This window comes from Kitasatospora sp. NPDC004531, assembly GCF_053602195.1.
This window is the reverse complement of the sequence record NZ_JBSGDD010000017.1, coordinates 42,116-62,064: the sequence shown is the minus strand read 5'-3', so window position 1 is coordinate 62,064 and position 19,949 is coordinate 42,116. Positions and strand designations below refer to the sequence as shown.

Sequence of the window (19,949 nt, the reverse complement as noted above, 5' to 3'; positions counted from 1 at the left end):
GGGCCGCACCACACAGTCGCACAGCTCAGCCGCGGACCACCGGCGTGCCCGTCAACTCGACGCCGGCAGTGCGCAGTTCGTCGAGCGCGGCCGTGGTGGTGGCGGGCGCGACCCCGGCCGTCAGGTCGAGCAGGACGCGGGTGGCGAAGCCCTCCCGGGCGGCGTCCAGGGCGGTGGCGCGGACGCAGTGGTCGGTGGCGATGCCGACCACGTCGACGTCGGTGACGCCGCGCTCGTTCAGCCAGTCGGCGAGCGAGCCGCCGTGCTCGTCGCGGCCCTCGAAGCCGCTGTAGGCGGCGGCGTACTCGCCCTTGGAGAAGACCGCCTCGATCGCGCCGGAGGTCACCGAGGGCGCGAAGTTGGGGTGGAAGCCCACGCCCTCGGTGCCGGCCACGCAGTGCGCGGGCCAGCTGCGGACGTAGTCGGGCTCGGCGGCGAAGTGCGCACCGGGTTCGATGTGGTGGTCGCGGGTGGCGACGATGTGGGCGTAGCCGGGCGCGGAGTCGGCGATCAGGTCGGTGATCGCGGCCGCGACCTCGGCCCCGCCGGCGACGGCGAGGCTGCCGCCTTCGCAGAAGTCGTTCTGCACGTCGACGACGATCAGGGCCCGGTGCATGACTGGCTTCTCTCCGTGGGGTGCGGTCCGGGGCGGGCCCCGGTCGCACAGGTGTCGGGGTGGGGACGGTGGGGCGGTTGGCACTCTAGGGAGTGCCGGGCGGCGGCGGAAGTGCCGGGCCTCAGTACCGCTCGGTGCCGATCACCGGCTCGCCGCGGGACAGCTGGGTGGCGGACAGCGGCAGCGCGGCGCGGGCGCGGCGGTGGCGTTCGCGGGCGGCCTCCAGCGGCTCCCGGCCGACCACCTCGCCGGCGGTGATCAGCGGGACGTGCAGCAGGTGCGGCTCCAGTTCGGCGGGCACCGGGCCGGTGCCGACCACCTCGGCCTCGGCGACGCCGTCCGTGTCGGGGCGGCGGGCGGCCCACTTGCGGCCGCCGATGCTGGTCTTGCCGCCGGCCGAGCGCTTGGCGACCGGGACGAGCTCGCCGCCGGCCGAGGACTCGCGGGCGACCAGCTTGTAGACCATCGCGCAGGTCGGGTGGCCGCTGCCGGTGACCAGGCTGGTGCCGACGCCGTAGCCGTCCACGGGCGCGGCAGCGAGCGCGGCGATGGCGTACTCGTCGAGGTCGGAGGTGACGATGATCTTCGTGTCGGTGGCGCCGAGCTCGTCGAGCTGGCGGCGGACCCGGTGGGCCAGCAGCGTCAGGTCGCCGGAGTCGATCCGGACGGCGCCGAGGCCGGGCCCGGCCACCTCGACGGCGGTGCGGACCGCCTCGGCGAGGTCGTAGGTGTCGACCAGCAGGGTGGTGGCGCGGCCCATCGACTCGATCTGCGCGGTGAAGGCGTCCTTCTCGCTGTCGTGCAGCAGGGTGAAGGCGTGCGCGGCGGTGCCGGTGGTCGGGATGCCGTACGTGAAGCCGGCCTCCAGGTCGGAGGTGGCGGAGAAGCCCGCCAGGTACGCGGCCCGGGCGGCGGCGACGGCGGCCTGCTCGTGGGCGCGGCGGGCGCCCATCTCGATCACCGGGCGCTCGCCCGCGGCGGCCGTCATCCGGGAGGCCGCGGCGGCGATCGCCGAGTCGAAGTTGAGGATCGACAGGATCACCGTCTCCAGGATCACCGCCTCGGCGAAGCTGCCCTCGACGGTCAGCAGCGGCGAGCCGGGGAAGTACACCTCGCCCTCGGGGTAGCCGTGGATGTCGCCGGTGAAGCGGTAGTCGGCGAGGAAGCGCAGGGTCTCCTCGTCCACCACCCGCTGGTCGGCGAGCCAGTCGAGCTGCGCCGTCGTGAACCGGAAGTCCTCCACGGCGTCCAGCACCCGGCCGGTGCCCGCCAGGACGCCGTAGCGGCGGCCGTTCGGCAGGCGGCGGGTGAACACCTCGAAGACCGAGCGGCGGTGCGCGGCGCCGCTGCGCAGGGCGGCCTGCAGCATGGTCAGCTCGTAGCGGTCGGTGAGCAGCGCGGAGCTGCGCCGCGCGGTGATGGCGTTCATGGGAATGATGCTACTACCACTTAGCGTCAGAGTGACGATTTCCCTCGCGGTCCGTGTCGGGCGACCCTGATTCGCTCCGCCGTCGCTCGGATGGAAGCATGGGCCGAGGGGGAAGGCCGAGGTCGACGAGGAGAGACGGACTGTGAGTGTCGCGCCGGTGGAGATCGAGCGCCCGGAGGTGGAGGGGCTCGCGGTCACGGAGCCGGACACTCCCTGGGTGACCATCGTCCACAACGACCCGGTCAACCTGATGACCTACGTGCAGTACGTGTTCCAGAGCTACTTCGGCTACCCGAAGGACAAGGCGCGCCGGCTGATGATGGACGTGCACACCAAGGGGCGGGCGGTGGTCTCCAGCGGCACCCGCGAGGAGATGGAGCGCGACGTGCAGGCGATGCACGGCTACGGCCTGTGGGCCACCCTGCAGCACGACTGACGGCCCGTCACCCACCGATCCACGAGGGACTGATCCGAAACACATGGCCGGTTTGTTCGAGAGCGCCGCGGGCGGCGGCGCGGCGATCCCGCTGGACGAGTTCGAGGCTTCCATCCTGCGCTCGCTGGAAGTGCAGATGCTGGAGCTGATCGGCCCGCCGCCCGGCGGGGAGCACGAGGACCCGCTGGCGGCGCTGTTCGCCGAGGGCCCCAGCGAGGCGCCCGAGGACCCGGCGCTGCTGCGGCTGTTCCCCGACGCGTACGGCGGCCCGGGCGCGCCCGAGGACGGGCGGACCGCCGAGATGGCCTCCGAGTTCCGCCGCTACACCGAGCTGGACCTGCGGGCCCGCAAGCGCGAGGACGCCCTCGCGGTGGTGCGGGCGCTGGACGGCCTCGGCGGCGAGGGCGGCGTGGTCGCCGTCGGCGCGCAGGAGTGCCCGCGCTGGCTGGGCGCGCTCAACGACCTGCGGCTGACCCTCGGCTCCCGGCTGGAGGTCACCGAGGAGGACGACGACGGCCTGTACGACCTGCCGGAGAGCGACCCGCGCAAGCCGCTGGTGATCGCCTACCTGTGGCTCGGCGCGATGCAGGAGAGCCTGCTGGAGGCGATGACCGGCTGAAATCGGCCCGCCTGGGCCCCCGTTCGCTCGTATTGTCCGATTGTTCTGCGAACGCCCCGATACGCGCCGTTCCGCGGCTTTCCCATGATTCACTGCTGCCAGCCAGGGAAGACGGGGCGCGCCGACCGCCCGGTCGGCGCGGACCGGGAGGGCGAGGCGGGCAGATGGCACACGGGACGAACGAGGCGACCGACGCGGTCCCCGACGAGGAGGGCTACCAGCGGGGGCTCGGCAGCCGGCAGATCCAGATGATCGCCATCGGCGGGGCGATCGGCACCGGCCTGTTCCTCGGCGCCGGCACCGCCATCTCCAAGGCCGGCCCGAGCCTGCTGCTGGCCTACGCGGTGGCCGGCCTGGTGATCTTCGTGATCATGCGGGCGCTCGGCGAACTGCTCACCTACCGCCCGGTGTCGGGCAGCTTCGCCGAGTACGCCCGGGAGTTCCTCGGCCCGTTCGCCGGCTTCGTCACCGGCTGGACGTACTGGCTGTTCTGGGTGGTCACCGGCATGGCCGAGACCACCGCCGCCGCCGTCTACGTGCGGTTCTGGGAGCCCGGCGTCCCGCAGTGGGGGACGGCGCTGGTGTTCCTGCTGCTGCTGTACGGGGCCAACCTGATCTCGGTGAAGCTGTTCGGCGAGATCGAGTTCTGGTTCTCCATGGTCAAGGTCACCGCGATCGTCGGCATGATCCTGATCGGCATCGGCGTGCTGGTCTTCGGCTTCTCCGCGGCCGGCGACACCGCCTCGATCACCCACCTGTGGAAGGACGGCGGCTTCTTCCCCAAGGGCGTCGGCGCCACCGTGATGTCGCTGCAGATCGTCATGTTCGCCTACCTGGGCGTGGAGCTGGTCGGCGTCACCGCGGGCGAGAGCGAGAACCCCGAGCGGATCCTGCCGCGGGCGATCAACACCCTGCCGGCGCGCATCGCGCTGTTCTACGTCGGCGCGCTGCTGATCATCCTGTCGCTGGTGCCGTGGAACGAGTTCGAGCCGGGCGTCAGCCCGTTCGTCGCCGCGTTCGGCAAGGTCGGCATCCCCGCGGCGGCCGGCATCATCAACTTCGTGGTGCTCACCGCGGCGCTGTCCTCCTGCAACTCCGGGATGTACTCCACCGGCCGGATGCTGCGCGACCTGGCGCTGCGCCGGCAGGCCCCGCGCCGGCTCACCCGGCTCACCGCCAGCCGCACCCCCGCCGCCGCGATCACCGTCTCCTGCCTGCTGATGGGCGCCGGCGTGGTGCTCAACGCCCTGGTCCCGGAGCGGGCGTTCGAGTACATCACCTCGGTCGCCACCGTCTGCGGCCTGTGGACCTGGGGGGCGATCCTGGCCAGCCAGCTGCGCTACCGCAGCGCCTGGAAGGCCGGCCGGCTGCCCGCGCCGACCTTCCGCGCGCCCGGCGGCAACTGGAGCCGCCGGCTGGCGCTGGCCTTCCTCGGACTGGTCGCGGTGCTGATCGGCATCGACCCGAACGCCCGGATCTCGCTGTACGTCTTCCCGGTCTGGGCGCTGCTGCTGGTGGTCGGCTACCGGGTGCTCAGCCGCCGTGACCCGGCCGCCGTGCACGGCGATCCGCACAGCCACCTGCACGCCTCAAGCGGCGACTGACCCCTCGCTATCCTGGCCGCATGCTGACCATCACCCGAGAACTGCGCGACCGGATGGTCGCCCACGCCCGCGCCGACCACCCGGACGAGGCGTGCGGCGTGATCGCCGGACCGGCCGGCACCGGCCGGCCCGAGCGGTTCGTCCCGATGCTCAACGCGGCCCGCTCGCCCACCTTCTACGAGTTCGACTCCGGCGACCTGCTGAAGCTCTACCGCGAGATGGACGACCGGGACGAGGAGCCGGTGGTGATCTACCACTCGCACACCGCCACCGAGGCCTACCCGTCCCGCACCGACGTGAGCTACGCCTCCGAGCCGTTCGCCCACTACGTGCTGGTCTCCACCGCCGAGGGCGCCGGCGAGGACGACCCCTACCAGTTCCGTTCGTTCCGCATCGTGGACGGTGTGATCACGGAGGAAGACGTCCAGGTGGTCGAGGCCTACCAGGCCTGAGCCCAGCAGCCCCTCGACGGGCCCGCCGAGGCCGCGCGGTGCGCGGCGGGCGGGCCCGTTTTCTCATTGCCCGGAACGAAGACGACCGGATGCCGAGACGGGCATGTCAAAGCAGGGGCGGGAATCTATACGATGTGTCCATGCGTTCCGTCGATGTGAGCATTCAGGCCCCAGGCACCCGCCTCGTGGCACGCCTGCACGTCGACCTGTGCCGGCTCGCCAGCGCGATCTGTCCCGGCACCGCCGCGCGCTGACGGCAGAGCCGACCGACAAGCTTCTGATCCTCCCGCCCCGGCCGCCCCGGGGCCCTTCCCCCTGCCGTGCCCCGACCGGCCCGGCAACCCGACTTCACTCCACAGGAGCGCAGCCATGGCCATCGAGGTCCGCATCCCGACCATCCTCCGTACCTACACCGACGGCGCCAAGGCCGTCGACGGCAACGGCGCCGACCTCGGGGAGCTGTTCACCGACCTCGACGCCCGCCACCCCGGCATCGCCGCCCGCCTGCTGGACGGCGGCGAGCTGCGCCGCTTCGTCAACGTCTACCTGAACGACGAGGACGTCCGCTTCCTGGACGGCGTGGCCACCGCGCTGACCGACGGCGACAGCGTCACGATCCTCCCGGCCGTGGCCGGCGGTATGCGGTAATGCGCTACGACAGCCCGATCGAGGCCGTCGGCAACACCCCGCTGGTGCGGCTGCCGCGGATCTCCGCGGCGGTGCCCGGCAACGAGGACGGCCTGGTCACGCTGTGGGCCAAGCTGGAGGACCGCAACCCGACCGGCTCGATCAAGGACCGTCCGGCGCTGCACATGATCGAGCGCGCCGAGGCCGAGGGGCGGCTCACCCCGGGCTGCACGATCCTGGAGCCGACCAGCGGCAACACCGGCATCTCGCTCGCCATGGCGGCCAAGCTCAAGGGCTACCGGATGGTCTGCGTGATGCCGGAGAACACCAGCGAGGAGCGCCGCGAGCTGCTGCGGATGTGGGGCGCGGAGATCATCCCCTCGCCGGCCGCCGGCGGCTCCAACACCGCGGTGCGGATCGCCAAGGAGATCGCCGCCGAGCACCCGGACTGGGTGATGCTCTACCAGTACGGCAACCCGGACAACGCCGGCGCGCACTACCACGGCACCGGCCCGGAGATCCTCGCCGACCTGCCCACCGTCACCCACTTCGTGGCGGGCCTGGGCACCACCGGCACCCTGATGGGCGTCGGCCGGTACCTGCGCGAGAAGGTCCCCGGCGTGCAGATCGTCGCCGCCGAGCCGCGCTACGACGACCTGGTGTACGGCCTGCGCAACCTCGACGAGGGCTTCGTCCCCGAGCTGTACGACGCCGAGGTGCTCACCACCCGCTTCTCGGTCGGCTCGGCCGACGCGGTCGCCCGCACGCGTGAACTGCTGCAGCAGGAAGGCATCTTCGCGGGCGTCTCCACCGGCGCGATCCTGCACGCCGCGATCGGGGCGGCCCGCAAGGCGGCCCGGGCCGGCGAGCGGGCGGACGTGGTGTTCGTGGTCGCCGACGGCGGCTGGAAGTACCTGTCCACCGGCATCTACACCGCCGAGTCCACCGAGGCGGCGGTCGAGGCCCTGCAGGGCCAGCTCTGGGCCTGACGGAAGACGTCGGTCCGACGGCGCGGCACCCCCACCGGGGTGCCGCGCCGTCGGCGTTCGCGCTGGTCGTACGGTATGCCGGTGTGATGGTCCGCTCACTGTGACAACCCGGTATTTGTCCGTTCCGGGTGACCGCTCTGTCACGGAACCGCGACCGCCGCACGTCGCGCGCCCGCCCCGCGCGAGCGCCCCCGAGGCTGACGGCGCACCGCTTGGTTCACCGTCACCGTGGAGGTGGGCACCCATGCCCGGCCGGAAGCTCTGGTCCTACGTCGAGATCGCCCGCCACATCGGCGTGCAGGCCGAGACCGTCCGCAACTACAAGCGCCACGGCCTGCTTCCGCACCCCGACCGGCTGGACCCCGAAGGCCGCCCCCGCTGGTACCCGCAGACCATCCGGCACTGGGCCCGGGCCCGCCCGGGACGGCGCTGAGACGCCGCGCCCCGTCCTGGTGATTCCGCCCACAGCGCGGCACGGGAGAGGGGGCAAAGTGCCGCCCGGCCCTTACCCTCGACACTCGAAGAAGCCGCTCCGCCACCGGGCGGCGCGGACGGCCGCGGACGTTGGCCCGACGGGGCGGGAAGGGCTCGGCATGAAACTGACCGTGGTGGGGTGCTCGGGGAGCTTCCCGTCCGTGGAATCCCCGTGCTCCAGCTACCTGGTGGAGGCCGACGGCTACCGCCTGGTGGTCGACCTCGGCAACGGCGCCCTCGGCAACCTGCAGAAGCACACCGGCCTGTACGACGTGGACGCCGTCCTGCTCAGCCACCTGCACGCCGACCACTGCATCGACCTGTGCGCCTACTGGGTGGCCCGCAACTACCGGGTCGAGGGCTGCCCCGCACCGCTGCCCGTCTACGGACCGACCGGCACCGCCGAGCGCCTGGCCCGCGCCTACGACATGCCGGAGAAGCCCGGCATGACCGAGGTCTTCGACTTCCGCGACCTCGCCGACGGCGCCCGCCTGCGACTCGGCCCGCTCACCGTCACCGCGGCCCTGGTCAACCACCTGGACACCGAGGCGTACGGCTTCCGGATCGAGCACGGCGGCCGCAGCCTGGTCTACTCCGGCGACACCGGCACCTGCCAGGACCTGGTCGAACTCGCCCGCGACGCCGACCTGTTCCTGTGCGAGGCGGCCTACACGCACGGCAAGGAGACCGCCGAGGCCATCCACCTCAACGGGCGGCAGGCCGGCGAGCACGCCGCCCGGGCCGGCGCCAAGCGGCTGGTGCTCACCCACATCCCGCCGTGGACCGACGCCGAACGCAACCGCCGGGACGCCGCGGCCGTCTACTCCGGGCCGGTCGAGCTGGCCCGCGCCGGCGCCGTCCACGAGCTGTGAACCGGCGTCAGCCAGTGCCGGTAGCGCGGGTCCTCGCCGTGCACCGCCGCCCGGTAGGCCTGCGCCAGCTTCTTCGTCAACTCGCCCTGGTGCGACGGTAGTTCGCGGTTGTCCAGGGAGCCGACCGGGACCACCCCGGCGGCCGTCCCGGAGAGGAACACCTCGTCGGCCGCGTACAGGTCCGAGCGCAGCAGCGGCTCCACCCGGACCTCCGCGCCCAGGTCGCGGGCCAGCGTCAGCACGGTGTCCTGGGTGATCCCCTCCAGCGCCCCCGCGCTCGCCGGGGTGGTCCGCAGCACGCCGTCGCGCACCGTGAACACGTTCTCCGAACTGCACTCGCTGACCGTCCCGTCCGGGGCCAGCAGCAGCGCCTCGTCGAACCCGGCGTCGGTCGCCTCCCGGCGGGCCAGCGCCGAGTTCAGGTACGGGCCGGTCGCCTTCGCCGCCGGGGGAACGGAGTTGGGGTCGGTGCGCCGCCAACTGCTGGTCATCAGCCGCAGCCCGCGCCCCGCCGGCAGGTAGGCCGGCCACTCCCAGGACGCGATCGACACGCCGACGGGCGAGTGGCGCATGTCCAGCCCCATCGAGCCGTAGCCCAGGAACGCCAGGTGCCGCAGGTAGCACTCCCGGTGGCCGTTGGCCGCCACCAGGGCCACCGTGGCCGCCGCCAACTCCGCGGTGGAATAAGGGAGTTCCATGCGCAGCATACGGGCGCTGCGGTCCAGCCGGGCCAGGTGCTCGGGCAGCCGGAACACCGCCGGGCCGTCGGCCGTGTCGAACACCCGGGTGCCCTCCAGCACCCCCGTGCCGTAGTGCAGCGCGTGGGTCAGCACATGGACGCGCGCCTCCCGCCAGGGCACCAGCGCGCCGTCGAACCAGATCACCGAGGACTCTTCGATCGCCATGCCGCCATCCTGGACAGCCCGGCCCGGTGCGCGAAGGGCCGCGGGCGCGCCGGATCCGGCCATGGCCGCCACCGGCGCAGCCGTCTCGCATGCTGAAAAGAAGGCGTCCGCCCACCGGTCGCGGCCCTAGGCTCCGGAAGGGTGGAGACCAGCACCGCCCTGTACGCCCGCCTGCTCGCCGAACCCGGCTGCCCACTGGACGCGCTGCGGGCCGAACTCGGCTGCGAGGAAGGGGAGTTCGAGCGGGCGCTGGAGAACCTGCGGGAGCTCGGGCTGCTCCGGCCGACCGGCGCCACCGCGAACGGCGTGGCCGCCGTCTCCGTCGACACCTCCGTGCGCCGCCTGCTCGCCGACTCCGACCACCGGCTCGCCGCCCTGCTCGACGAGGCCCGCCGCACCCACGAACAGGTCGAGCACCTGCACCGCCACTACCTGCCGCTGCGCACCGCCGCCGCCCACGAACTCGTCCGCGGCCCCGACCGGATCGCCGCCCTGCTGGAGGACGCCGCCCGGGCCGCCCGCACCGAGGCGCTGTCGCTGCGGCCCGGGCAGGACCAGTCCGAGACCGGCCTCGCCGAGAAGCTCGCCCGCGAACGGATCGCCCTCGCCCACCGGGTGGCGCTGCGCACCATCTACCCCGCCGCCGCCCTGCACCAGGGCGCCGTGCTCGCGCACGTCCAGGAGCTCACCGCCGCCGGCGCGAGGATCCGCGTCGCGCACACGCTGCCGCTGTGGCTGATCGTGGTGGACGCGCACCTGGCGGTGCTGCCCGCGCCCGGCGAGCCGCCGGGCACGGCGGCGGTAGTGGTGCGCGACCCGGCCGTGGTGTCGGTGGTGCGGGAGCTGTTCGAGCACTTCTGGGCGGCCAGCTGGGTGCCGTCCGAACTGCTGGGGCGGGCCGCGCCGGACGACCGGCACCGGGAGGTGCTGCGGCTGCTGGCGGCGGGGCTGACCGACCAGGCGATCGGGCGGAAGCTGGAGATCTCGGACCGCACGGTGCGGCGGCTGGTGGCGGACCTGACCGCGGCGCTCGGGGCGCAGTCGCGGTTCCAGGCGGGGGTGCACGCGGCGCGCCTGGGGTGGATCTGACCGCTACCCGTCCTCGAACCCCTCCTCCTCGCGTCCCGGCGTCCTCAGGTCGAAGCGGAGGATGACGAAGCGGAAGGTCGTGTAGTAGACCACCGCGACCACCAGCCCGATCGGGACGATCAGCCAAGGTCTGGTGGCGTAGCCCCAGTTGAGGACGTAGTCGATGACGCCGGCGGAGAAGGTGAAGCCGTGGTGGACGCCGAGCGCCCAGCTGGCGGCCATGGAGATGCCGGTGAGCAGGGCGTGGGCGGCGTAGAGCGCGGGGGCGATGAAGACGAAGGCGAACTCGATGGGCTCGGTGATGCCGGTGACGAAGGAGGTGAGGGCGAGCGAGACCATCATGCCGAGGACGGCCCGGCGGCGTTCGGGGCGGGCGCAGTGGGCGATGGCGAGGGCGGCGGCGGGCAGGCCGAACATCATGACCGGGAAGAAGCCGGTCATGAACTGGCCCGCGCCGGGGTCGAACTGGAAGAACCGGGTCTGGTCGCCGTGGAAGGTGCGGTCGCCCACCGTGTAGGAGCCGGCCTGCTGCCAGAAGAAGGTGTTGGCGAACTGGTGCAGGCCGAAGGGCAGCAGGCCGCGGTTGATCAGGCCGTAGACGCCGGAGCCGAGCGCGCCGAGGCCGATCACCCAGTTGCTGAAGTCGTCGACGACGGAGCCGATCGGGCCCCAGCACAGGCCGAAGAAGACGCCGAGGCCGGTGCCGACGAAGGCCATCACGATGGGGACGAGCCGGCGGCCGTTGAAGAAGCCCAGCCAGTCGACCAGTCGGGTGCGGTGCAGGCGCTGCCACAGCACGGCGGAGAGCAGGCCGACGACCACGCCGCCGAGCACGCCGGGGTCCTGGTAGGTGGCTTCGATGTCCTTGCCGGGCAGTTCGACGTAGCCGGTCTTCGGGAACGCGGTGAGCACCTGGTGGTAGGTCAGGAAGCCGACCAGGGCGGCCAGCGCGGTGGAGCCGTCGGCCTTCTTCGCGCAGCCGATCGCGATGCCGACGCAGAACAGCAGCGGCATCCAGTCGAAGACCGCGTGGCCGGAGGCGGCGAAGACCTCGGCGACCTTGGTCCAGCCGAGTCCCTTGGGGCCGAAGACGTCGTCCTGGCCGAGCCGGAGCAGGATGCCGGCGGCGGGGAGGACGGCGATCGGGAGCTGGAGGCTGCGGCCGATCTTCTGCAGGGCCGGGAAGACCCGGGTGAGCAGGGCCCGTATCCCCGGCGCCGCCTGCGAGTTCGGTGCGGTCGTACTCATAGCGGGCGGTTCCTCACGGCAGCGCGATCCTGGTCTAGACCACTGGTCCGGTCCAGATTCTGGCACGCGCCGTACAGGCTCCGTAACCCTCCGAGCGGCCGCCCCCGGCAAGCGCTGCGCAATCGAAACCTGCGCCCCCGGTGGGGAATTGTCTCCCACCGGGGGCGCGCGGGGCGAATCCCTCAGGCCTTGGTGACGTCCTCGACCTCGTCCTCGTCCTCGCGTCCGGGGGTCTTCAGGTCGAACTTGACGATGATGAACCTGAACAGCACGTAGTAGACCACCGCGAAGCACAGGCCGATCGGGATGATCAGCCAGGGTTTGGTGGCCAGCCCCCAGTTGATCACGTAGTCGAGCAGGCCGGCCGAGAAGCTGAAGCCGTCATGGACGCCGAGGGCCCAGGTGATGGCCATCGAGGCGCCGGTGAGCAGGGCGTGCACCCCGTAGAGCAGCGGGGCGACGTAGGCGAAGGAGTACTCGATGGGCTCGGTGACGCCGGTGACGAAGGAGGTCAGCGCGACCGAGGTCATCAGGCCGTAGATCTCCTTGCGGCGGTGCGGCTTGGCGGCGGCGGCGATCGCCATCGCGGCGGCGGGCAGCGCGAACATCATGATCGGGAAGAAGCCGGAGAGGAACTGGCCGGCGGTCGGGTCGCCGGCCAGGAAGCGGCCGATGTCGCCGGTGGCGGTCTTGCCGGTGTCCGGGTTGGTGTACTCGCCGAACTGGAACCAGACGAAGGTGTTCAGCAGCTGGTGCATGCCGATCAGCAGCAGTGCGCGGTTGGCGACGCCGAAGATGCCGGAGCCGCCCGCGCCCAGGTCGGACAGCCATTTGGAGAAGTCCGTCAGCCCGGTGCCGATCGGCTGCCAGATCCACACCATCAGCGAGCCGAACAGCAGGCCGACCAGCGCGGTGATCATCGGGACCAGCCGGCGGCCGTTGAAGAAGCCCAGCCAGTCGACCAGCCTGACCCGGTGGAAGCGCACCCACAGCCAGGCCGAGAAGAGGCCCATCAGGATGCCGCCGAGCACGCCGGGATTCTGGAAGTCCACCTTCACCACCGATTTGGCGGCGAAGTCCACGCAGACCGTCCCCTGGAGCACCGAGGGGGCCGGGCAGGACTTCGGGAAGGCCTGCAGGACGGCGTAGTAGACCAGGAAGCCGGCCACCGCGGCCAGCGCGGTGGAGCCGTCGGCCTTCTTGGCCATGCCGATCGCCACGCCGATGCAGAACAGCAGCGGCAGGCCGAGGGCCGGGTTGAGCAGCGCGCCGCCGGCCGCGCCGATGGCGGCGGCGACCTTGTCCCAGCCGAGGCCGTCCTTGCCGAAGATGTCGTCCTGGCCGAGCCGGTTCAGGATGCCGGCGGCGGGCAGCACGGCGACCGGCAGCTGGAGGCTGCGGCCCATCTTCTGCAGGCCGCCGTAGAAGGTGTGCCACCAGGTGCTCCGATGAGCGGTGGCGCCCGTTGAACTCATGCGTCGGCCCTCCGTGTCCGTGCCCGTCCGGTCTGGCGTGGGCGGGGCAGGAACACCGGCGGACCGTCCGGCGTTGTCGGAGTACACCTACAATTGGTGTAGACCATTTATAGGGCCGGAGGAGGTCCGCCGGGTTCGAACACCCGCTGGTCGTCATCCTCGGGCGGCCCCGGAGCGGGCCGCGCGCGGAGCTGGTCCGAACGTGGACCTACCTGGCAAATCGTCCGGAATCGGGTGATGCTGGTCGCGCCGTCGGAACGCCCGGCAGACTGATCCCGAGTCACTTCCGGCCGGTACCACGCACACGCAGGACGGCACCCGGCGACCGACCGCCGGAGCGCCGAGACAGAGGGAGAAAGACCATGGCCAGCAAGGCTGAGAAGATCGTCGCCGGTCTCGGCGGTATCGACAACATCGACGAGGTCGAGGGCTGCATCACCCGGCTGCGCACCGAGGTCCACGACGCCTCCAAGGTCGACGAGGCGGCGCTCAAGGCCGCCGGCGCCCACGGTGTGGTGAAGATGGGCACGGCCATCCAGGTCGTCATCGGCACCGACGCCGACCCGCTCGCAGCCGAGATCGAAGACATGATGTGAGAGCCGCCTTCCCGACGGCCCGCCCCCGGAACTCCGGCGGCGGGCCGTCGCGCGTCCCGCGGCGGGCCGCCGCGCGTCCGGCGGGCGTCCGGTGGGGACGGCGAGGAGGCCGGGAGCCGGACGGGATACGCTCGTTCGCATGTCACGCATCGACGGCCGCACCCCCGACCAGCTCCGCCCCATCACCATCGAACGGGGCTGGAGCAAGCACGCCGAAGGCTCCGTCCTGGTCTCCTACGGCGACACCAAGGTGCTGTGCACCGCCAGCGTCACCGAGGGCGTCCCGCGCTGGCGCAAGGGCAGCGGCGAGGGCTGGGTCACCGCCGAGTACGCCATGCTGCCCCGGGCCACCAACACCCGCGGCGACCGCGAGTCGGTGCGCGGCAAGATCGGCGGCCGCACCCACGAGATCAGCCGGCTGATCGGCCGCTCGCTGCGCGCCGTGGTCGACCACCGGGCGCTCGCCGAGAACACCTTCGTGCTGGACTGCGACGTCCTGCAGGCCGACGGCGGTACCCGCACCGCGGCCATCACCGGCGCGTACGTGGCGCTGGTCGACGCGGTCTCCTGGGCCCGCGACAAGAAGCTGCTGCGCGCCAAGGGGCAGCCGATCACCGGCGGCGTCAGCGCCGTCAGCGTCGGCATCATCGACGGCGTCCCGATGCTCGACCTCCGCTACGAGGAGGACGTCCGGGCCGAGACCGACATGAACATCGTCTGCACCTCCGACGGGCGCTTCGTCGAGGTCCAGGGCACCGCCGAGGGCGCCCCGTTCGACCGCGACCTGCTCAACCAGCTGCTCGACCTGGGCAGCCTGGGCTGCGCCGAGCTCGACGAGATCCAGCGCAAGGCGCTCGGTCTGTAACTCTCCCTCCCGGGAACCGCGGTGGCCCGAAAGGCCGTCAGAAGCGAGGGGCCGGCCCGCGTGTGCTGTACAGCCGCGCGGGCAGACCCTTAACGTTCGCTGTGAGCCCGCACACCCTCCTGGAGGACTCGCCGATGCAGCAGCCGCTCAGCATCAACCGCACCACCGCGCTGGCCGTCGCCGCGCTGGTGCTGATCCTGCCGCTGAGCGCGGTCAGCTGTTCCGCCGCGGAGAAGGCGGTGAGCTGCGCCAACACCGCCGTGCAGCTCTCCACCGACGTGGCCCAGCTCGGTACCGCGTTCAACAACGCCGACCAGGACCCGGAGGCCGCCGGCCAGGCCGTGCAGCAGCTCAAGGCCGACCTGGACAAGATCGGCCGCAACTCCGGCGACGCCGACCTGAGCAAGGCCGTCGGCGACCTGCAGAGCCAGGTCGACAAGGTGCAGCAGGCGGTCGACAACAACCAGGTGCCCGACCTCGGGCCGCTCGGGGACGCCGTGGGCCGGGTCGGCAAGGTGTGCGCGGGCTGAGCCCGCGGCGGGTGGTTAGGCTTGCGGGCATGACCAAGCGCCTCGTTCTCGCCACCCGTAACCAGCACAAGGTCGCCGAGCTGCGCGACATCCTCGGCGCGGCCGGGCTGGACGTCGAACTGGTCGGCGCGGACGCCTACCCCGAGGTGCCGGACGTTCCCGAGACCGGCGTGACCTTCGCCGAGAACGCCCTGCTCAAGGCGCACGCGCTGGCACGCGCCACCGGACTCCCCGCGGTCGCCGACGACTCCGGGCTGTGCGTGGACGTGCTCGGCGGGGCGCCCGGCATCTTCTCCGCCCGCTGGGCCGGCCGGCACGGCGACGACAAGGCCAACCTGGACCTGCTGCTCGCCCAGCTCGGCGACATCGCGGCCGAGCACCGCGCCGCGTCCTTCGCCTGCGCCGCCGCGCTCGCGCTGCCCGACGGCACCGAGCGGGTCGTCGAGGGCCGGCTGCACGGCACCCTGCGCACCGAGCCGGCCGGTTCCAACGGCTTCGGCTACGACCCGATCCTGCAGCCGCTCGGCGAGAGCCGGACCTGCGCCGAGCTGAGCGCCGAGGAGAAGAACGCGATCAGCCACCGCGGCCAGGCGTTCCGCTCGCTCGCCCCGGTGGTCGCCGAACTGCTCGGCTGAGCCCGCCGCTCCGACGACGAGGGCCCGCCCGGAACGCTCCGGGCGGGCCCTCGCCGATGGTGCGGCCTGAGGGACTCGAACCCTCACGAGATTGCTCTCACGGGCACCTAAAACCCGGGCGTCTGCCAATTCCGCCAAGACCGCAGGCAGCGACTTCCCCGTCATGCTACTTGGCCGTCACCTCGGCGTGCACCACCCTTTCGGGCGGCGTCCGGGGCCCGTTCGGGGCGGCCGGGAATTGGTACAGACCTATTGGGCTCGCACTGCGTCGGTCCTCCTCGCGGGCAGCGGGTCCACTCGTCCGGGGCGTCGGCCGCCGGCATGAGGTGGCGTCAACTCGCCCTGTGGAGGGCCGGATCGTCCGAGTGCGGACGGTTCGGCCTTTCTTGCCAAGTTGGTACAGACCTGTTGACGCGGGTGGTCCAGACCTTTTAAGTTCGGCGGAACTTCCCCCACATGTGCATGCCCTCCCACAGGCGTGCCCACGACACTCTCTCCCGGAGGACCGAGTGTTGATCCGACACACCACGGCGCAGCGCCCCACCGCTGCCGGCCGTCAGAGGACCGGCCGCAAGGTGGCGTTCGCGACCACCGCCGCGGCGGGCCTGGCGGGCCTGCTGATGGGCACGCTCGGCGTCGCCCCGTCCGCCGCCGCCGTCGACAACCAGGCGTGCCGCCCCGACGGCATGTACACCACGCCCGGCGTCGACGTCCCCTACTGCAACGTCTACGACACCAGCGGCCGCGAGCAGATGGGCGCCGACCACCAGCGCCGCGTCATCGGCTACTTCACCAGCTGGCGCACCGGCAAGGACGGCACCCCCGCCTACCTGGTGAACAACATCCCGTGGGACAAGGTCACCCACCTCAACTACGCGTTCGCGCACGTCGGCAGCGACAACACCCTCTCGGTGGGCACCGACGGCCCGAACAACGCCTCCACCGGGATGACCTTCCCGGGCGTGGCCGGCGCGGAGATGGACCCCTCGCTCCCGTACAAGGGCCACTTCAACCTGCTGACGAAGTACAAGAAGCAGTACCCGAACGTCAAGACCATGGTGTCGGTGGGCGGTTGGGCCGAGACCGGCGGCTACTTCGACGACTCGGGCAAGCGGGTCAACTCCGGCGGCTTCTACTCGATGACCGTCAACGCGGACGGGTCGGTCAACCAGGCCGGCATCAACACCTTCGCGGACTCCGCCGTCAACTTCATCAAGAAGTACGGCTTCAACGGCGTCGACCTCGACTACGAGTACCCGACCTCGATGAAGGACGCGGGCAACCCGCTCGACTACTCCATCTCCAACGCCAAGCGCGCGTCCCTGATGAAGGGCTACGCGGCGCTGATGAAGACCATGCGCGAGAAGCTCGACCGGGCCTCCGCCGCCGACGGCAAGTACTACCTGCTGTCGGTCGCCGCCCCGTCCTCGGGCTACCTGCTGCGCGGCATGGAGACCTTCCAGGTCACCCAGTACCTGGACTACGTCAACATCATGTCGTACGACCTGCACGGCGCGTGGAACAAGTACGTCGGCCCGAACGCCGCGCTGTACGACGACGGCAAGGACGCCGAGCTGGCGGCCGCCAACGTGTACGGCACCTCGCAGTACGGCGGCATCGGCTACCTGAACGGCGACTGGGCCGTCCACTACTTCCGCGGCGCGATGCCGGCCGGCCGGATCAACCTCGGCGTGCCGTACTACACCCGCGGCTTCCAGAACGTCCAGGGCGGCACCAACGGCCTGTGGGGCACCGCCTCCACCACCAACTGTCCGGCCGGCTCCGGCCTGACCACCTGTGGTGACGGCGCCGTCGGCATCGACAACATCTGGCACGACCTGGACGACAACGGCAAGGAGTCGCCGGCCGGCTCCAACCCGATGTGGCACGCCAAGAACCTGGAGAACGGCGTCGTGCCGGACTACCTCTCCAAGTACGGCGTCACCGACACCTCGCTCAAGGGCAGCTACGCCCGCAACTACAGCGCGGCCCTGGCCTCGCCGTGGCTGTGGAACGCCGACAAGAAGGTCTTCCTGTCCACCGAGGACGACCAGTCCATCGGCGCCAAGGCCGACTACGTGGTCAACCAGGGCGTCGGCGGCGCGATGATCTGGGAGCTCGCCGGCGACTACAAGTGGGACGCCACCGCCAACGGCGGCAAGGGCGAGTACGTCCAGGGCAACACCATGACCTCGCTGCTGTACGACAAGTTCAAGTCGGCCTCGGCGTACGGCGCGACCCGCTCCACCATCGCGCTGCCGCAGCAGACCCTGCCGATCGACGTGTCGTTCACCAACTTCGCGTTGGGCGACAACAACTACCCGATCAACCCGAAGATCCACATCGTCAACAACTCGACGGTCACGCTGCCCGGCGGCACCGAGTTCCAGTTCGACTACTCGACCTCCGCGCCCAGCAACGCCGCCGACCAGTCCGGCTTCGGCTCCAAGGTCGTCCGGGCCGACCACACCGGCAACAACATCGGCGGGCTGAAGGGCACCTACAACCGCGTCTCGCTGAAGCTGCCCACCTGGCAGTCGCTGGCGCCCGGCGCCTCGGTGGACGTCGCCTTCGTCTACTACCTGCCGGTCTCCACCCCCGCCAACTGGACCGTCAACGTCGGCGGCACCCTGTACGGCATCGCCGGCGACTACACCCGCGGCACCACCACGAGCACCGGTTCGCCGTCGCCGAGCACCTCGGCCTCCGCCTCGGCGTCCCCGTCGCAGTCGGCCTCGCCGTCGGCGTCCGCGTCCGCCTCGGCTTCGCAGTCGGCCTCGCCGTCCGCGTCGACCGGCACCTGCTCGGCCGCGCCGAGCTGGAACGCCGCGACCGCCTACGCCACCGTCACCAAGGTGTCGTGGAAGGGCCACTACTACCAGAACAAGTGGTGGACCACGGGCGAGGACCCGTCGCTGAGCGGCGCCTGGGGCGTCTGGACGGACCTCGGGGCCTGCTGATCCCGAGCCCATGAACGGCGGTGGCGGTCGACCCGGTCGGGGGGTCGGCCGCCACCGCTGCTCCACCGGCTACTGGCCGACCTTCAGGTCCTTCAGCAGCTTCGCGACGTGGCCGGTGGCCCGGACGTTGTACAGCGCCCGCTCGACCTTGCCCTGCTCGTCCACGATCACCGTGGAACGGATCACACCCTGGTACGTGCGGCCGTAGTTCATCTTCTCGCCGAACGCGCCGTACGCCTGGAGCACCTGGTGCTCCGGGTCCGACAGCAGCGTGACCTTCAGGTCCTCCTTCTCGCGGAACTTCCCGAGCTTCTCCGGCTTGTCCGGCGAGATGCCGATCACGTCGTAGCCCGCGCCCGCGAAGACCTCCAGGTTGTCCGTGAAGTCGCAGGCCTGCTTGGTGCAGCCCGGGGTCAGCGCCGCCGGGTAGAAGTAGACGATCACCTTGCGGCCCAGGTGGTCGGCCAGCGACACCTGGTTGCCGTCGGCGTCGGACAGGGTGAAGGCGGGGGCGGTGTCGCCCGCCTGCAGGCGCTCGCTCACGATGGTGCTTCTCTCCTCTGGGCCAGGACGGGGCAGTCGTGCTGCCAGCCAACCTACCTCCGTTGGTGGGTGGCGCTGCGCGAGTGGGACGGCGAGCTGACAGACTGTCGGTGCAGAGACGTACCTAGCGGTAACAGAGATGGGGTGGCCCCAGTGGCAGCGAGGAGCAAGGACACGTCGGCACCGCGCACGACGGCCCAGATCGAGGCGGACATCGCCGGGGCCAGGGACCGGCTCGCCGCGACCCTCGACGAGCTCGCCATGCGCGTCCACCCGGCCACCGTCGCCGCCCAGACCAAGGCCAAGCTGCGTGCCGCGGTCGAGCAGAAGGCCGGCAAGGCGTACGTCGCCGCGAGCGGCGCCGTGGAACAGGTCAGGTCGAAGTTCGTCGACGAGGACGGGCGGCCCAGGGCCGAGCGGATCGTTCCGGCCGCGCTGGTCGGCGTCGGGGTGGTGCTGCTCGTCGCGTCCGCGCGGCGGCGGCGCAAGGGCTGAGACGCGCTCCGCGGACGGCGGGGCCCCGGGTTCGGACGCCCGGGGTCCCGCCGTTCGTGCTGTCCGGTACGGTCGGGGCGTGAGTGAGAACGACGCGCAGAGCAGACACGACCGGCTCGGGGAGAAGCTTCCGATTCGGATGCTGCACGACCGGGTCCTGGTCAGGACCGAGACCGGCGAGGGCGAACGCCGCTCCACCGGCGGCATCCTGATCCCCGCCACCGCCGAACTGTCCCGCCGCTGCACCTGGGCCGAAGCCGTGGCCGTCGGCCAGAGCGTCCGCTCCGTGGAGCCCGGCGACCGGGTCCTCTACGACCCGGAGGACAAGCTGGAGGTGGAGGTCCGCGGAGCGACGTACGTCCTGCTCCGGGAGCGCGACCTGCACGCGGTGGCGGCGGGACGCTTCGGCGATCTCGAAGGGTCGACCGGGCTGTACCTGTAACGGGGAGAGGCTTGCGCGAGCGGATGGGCACGAAATCAGGGGCGCGGG

General features: G+C 71.6%; 23 protein-coding genes and 1 tRNA gene. 17 read left to right on the top strand and 7 right to left on the bottom strand.

Features of this window, described 5'->3' with window-relative positions; all coding sequences use genetic code 11:
* Nucleotides 1-25 precede the first annotated feature (25 nt).
* Both ACWEMJ_RS10600 and ACWEMJ_RS10595 read right to left on the bottom strand, forming a co-directional pair.
* Nucleotides 26-616, bottom strand: coding sequence for an isochorismatase family protein (locus ACWEMJ_RS10600; RefSeq protein WP_452136613.1), 591 nt, complete (start codon nt 614-616; stop codon nt 26-28).
* A gap of 121 nt (nt 617-737) precedes the next feature.
* Nucleotides 738-2,045, bottom strand: a complete 1,308-nt coding sequence (locus tag ACWEMJ_RS10595; protein WP_452136612.1) for a nicotinate phosphoribosyltransferase — start codon at nt 2,043-2,045, stop codon at nt 738-740.
* A gap of 142 nt (nt 2,046-2,187) precedes the next feature.
* Between ACWEMJ_RS10595 and clpS the strand changes: the two genes are divergently transcribed.
* From clpS to ACWEMJ_RS10550, 9 genes are all read left to right on the top strand, one after another.
* The gene (clpS, locus tag ACWEMJ_RS10590) at nt 2,188-2,481 is read left to right on the top strand and encodes an ATP-dependent Clp protease adapter ClpS (protein WP_452136611.1); all 294 of its coding nucleotides are present in this window, start codon (nt 2,188-2,190) and stop codon (nt 2,479-2,481) included.
* A gap of 43 nt (nt 2,482-2,524) precedes the next feature.
* On the top strand, nt 2,525-3,100 hold the full coding sequence (locus ACWEMJ_RS10585; protein ID WP_452136610.1) for a DUF2017 domain-containing protein: 576 nt from the start codon (nt 2,525-2,527) through the stop codon (nt 3,098-3,100).
* 164 nt (nt 3,101-3,264) lie between these two features.
* A complete protein-coding gene (locus ACWEMJ_RS10580) occupies nt 3,265-4,704 on the top strand; it encodes an amino acid permease (RefSeq protein ID WP_452136609.1) in 1,440 nt (479 codons plus the stop codon).
* Nucleotides 4,705-4,724: 20 nt separating this feature from the next.
* On the top strand, nt 4,725-5,156 hold the full coding sequence (locus tag ACWEMJ_RS10575; RefSeq protein WP_452136608.1) for a Mov34/MPN/PAD-1 family protein: 432 nt from the start codon (nt 4,725-4,727) through the stop codon (nt 5,154-5,156).
* A 140-nt stretch (nt 5,157-5,296) separates the two neighbouring features.
* On the top strand, nt 5,297-5,410 hold the full coding sequence (locus ACWEMJ_RS10570; RefSeq protein ID WP_338015809.1) for a putative leader peptide: 114 nt from the start codon (nt 5,297-5,299) through the stop codon (nt 5,408-5,410).
* 115 nt (nt 5,411-5,525) lie between these two features.
* Nucleotides 5,526-5,804, top strand: a complete 279-nt coding sequence (locus ACWEMJ_RS10565; RefSeq protein WP_452136607.1) for a MoaD/ThiS family protein — start codon at nt 5,526-5,528, stop codon at nt 5,802-5,804.
* The gene (locus ACWEMJ_RS10560; RefSeq protein ID WP_452136606.1) at nt 5,804-6,772 is read left to right on the top strand and encodes a PLP-dependent cysteine synthase family protein; all 969 of its coding nucleotides are present in this window, start codon (nt 5,804-5,806) and stop codon (nt 6,770-6,772) included. The genes ACWEMJ_RS10565 and ACWEMJ_RS10560 overlap by 1 nt, the downstream gene beginning before the upstream one ends.
* 244 nt (nt 6,773-7,016) lie before the next feature.
* Nucleotides 7,017-7,205 carry a MerR family transcriptional regulator gene (locus tag ACWEMJ_RS10555; RefSeq protein WP_452136605.1) on the top strand — a complete coding sequence of 63 codons (189 nt, stop codon included), beginning with the start codon at nt 7,017-7,019 and terminating at the stop codon, nt 7,203-7,205.
* A 160-nt stretch (nt 7,206-7,365) separates the two neighbouring features.
* Nucleotides 7,366-8,118 (top strand): MBL fold metallo-hydrolase, encoded by a 753-nt coding sequence (locus tag ACWEMJ_RS10550; RefSeq protein ID WP_452136604.1) that lies wholly within the window; start codon nt 7,366-7,368, stop codon nt 8,116-8,118.
* Here the strand turns inward: ACWEMJ_RS10550 and ACWEMJ_RS10545 are convergent.
* Nucleotides 8,067-9,023: a branched-chain amino acid transaminase gene (locus ACWEMJ_RS10545; RefSeq protein WP_452136603.1), complete on the bottom strand. Its 957-nt coding sequence runs from the start codon at nt 9,021-9,023 to the stop codon at nt 8,067-8,069. The genes ACWEMJ_RS10550 and ACWEMJ_RS10545 overlap by 52 nt on opposite strands.
* A gap of 141 nt (nt 9,024-9,164) precedes the next feature.
* On the opposite strand from ACWEMJ_RS10545, the gene ACWEMJ_RS10540 reads away from it, so the two are divergent.
* Entirely contained in the window at nt 9,165-10,112 is a 948-nt protein-coding gene (locus ACWEMJ_RS10540; RefSeq protein ID WP_452136602.1) for a LuxR C-terminal-related transcriptional regulator, read from the top strand.
* 3 nt (nt 10,113-10,115) lie between these two features.
* Here the strand turns inward: ACWEMJ_RS10540 and ACWEMJ_RS10535 are convergent, their stop codons facing one another.
* Together ACWEMJ_RS10535 and ACWEMJ_RS10530 are read right to left on the bottom strand one after the other, a co-directional pair.
* Complete coding sequence (locus ACWEMJ_RS10535) at nt 10,116-11,360, bottom strand: PTS transporter subunit EIIC (RefSeq protein ID WP_452136601.1); 1,245 nt, start codon at nt 11,358-11,360, stop codon at nt 10,116-10,118.
* 182 nt (nt 11,361-11,542) lie between these two features.
* Entirely contained in the window at nt 11,543-12,835 is a 1,293-nt protein-coding gene (locus ACWEMJ_RS10530) for a PTS transporter subunit EIIC (protein ID WP_452136600.1), read from the bottom strand.
* 362 nt (nt 12,836-13,197) lie between these two features.
* Between ACWEMJ_RS10530 and ACWEMJ_RS10525 the strand changes: the two genes are divergently transcribed.
* The 4 genes from ACWEMJ_RS10525 to rdgB all read left to right on the top strand — a co-directional run bounded on the left by ACWEMJ_RS10525 (nt 13,198) and on the right by rdgB (nt 15,461).
* Complete coding sequence (locus ACWEMJ_RS10525; protein ID WP_452136599.1) at nt 13,198-13,431, top strand: glucose PTS transporter subunit EIIB; 234 nt, start codon at nt 13,198-13,200, stop codon at nt 13,429-13,431.
* Between the two features lie 139 nt (nt 13,432-13,570).
* Nucleotides 13,571-14,296, top strand: coding sequence for a ribonuclease PH (rph, locus tag ACWEMJ_RS10520; protein WP_452136598.1), 726 nt, complete (start codon nt 13,571-13,573; stop codon nt 14,294-14,296).
* A 101-nt stretch (nt 14,297-14,397) separates the two neighbouring features.
* Nucleotides 14,398-14,826, top strand: a complete 429-nt coding sequence (locus tag ACWEMJ_RS10515) for a hypothetical protein (RefSeq protein ID WP_452136597.1) — start codon at nt 14,398-14,400, stop codon at nt 14,824-14,826.
* A 29-nt stretch (nt 14,827-14,855) separates the two neighbouring features.
* Complete coding sequence (gene rdgB / locus ACWEMJ_RS10510; RefSeq protein ID WP_452136596.1) at nt 14,856-15,461, top strand: RdgB/HAM1 family non-canonical purine NTP pyrophosphatase; 606 nt, start codon at nt 14,856-14,858, stop codon at nt 15,459-15,461.
* Nucleotides 15,462-15,518: 57 nt separating this feature from the next.
* On the opposite strand, the gene ACWEMJ_RS10505 is transcribed toward rdgB, so the two are convergent.
* Nucleotides 15,519-15,605 (bottom strand) — tRNA-Leu (locus ACWEMJ_RS10505).
* A 476-nt stretch (nt 15,606-16,081) separates the two neighbouring features.
* On the opposite strand from ACWEMJ_RS10505, the gene ACWEMJ_RS10500 reads away from it, so the two are divergent.
* Nucleotides 16,082-18,421, top strand: a complete 2,340-nt coding sequence (locus tag ACWEMJ_RS10500; RefSeq protein ID WP_452136643.1) for a chitinase C-terminal domain-containing protein — start codon at nt 16,082-16,084, stop codon at nt 18,419-18,421.
* Between the two features lie 69 nt (nt 18,422-18,490).
* Here ACWEMJ_RS10500 and bcp read toward each other — a convergent pair whose 3' ends face one another.
* The gene (bcp, locus tag ACWEMJ_RS10495) at nt 18,491-18,964 is read right to left on the bottom strand and encodes a thioredoxin-dependent thiol peroxidase (protein WP_452136595.1); all 474 of its coding nucleotides are present in this window, start codon (nt 18,962-18,964) and stop codon (nt 18,491-18,493) included.
* 153 nt (nt 18,965-19,117) lie between these two features.
* On the opposite strand from bcp, the gene ACWEMJ_RS10490 reads away from it, so the two are divergent.
* Both ACWEMJ_RS10490 and ACWEMJ_RS10485 read left to right on the top strand, forming a co-directional pair.
* Nucleotides 19,118-19,459: a DUF3618 domain-containing protein gene (locus ACWEMJ_RS10490; protein WP_452136594.1), complete on the top strand. Its 342-nt coding sequence runs from the start codon at nt 19,118-19,120 to the stop codon at nt 19,457-19,459.
* A 139-nt stretch (nt 19,460-19,598) separates the two neighbouring features.
* Complete coding sequence (locus ACWEMJ_RS10485; RefSeq protein WP_400899763.1) at nt 19,599-19,901, top strand: GroES family chaperonin; 303 nt, start codon at nt 19,599-19,601, stop codon at nt 19,899-19,901.
* Nucleotides 19,902-19,949: the final 48 nt, after the last annotated feature.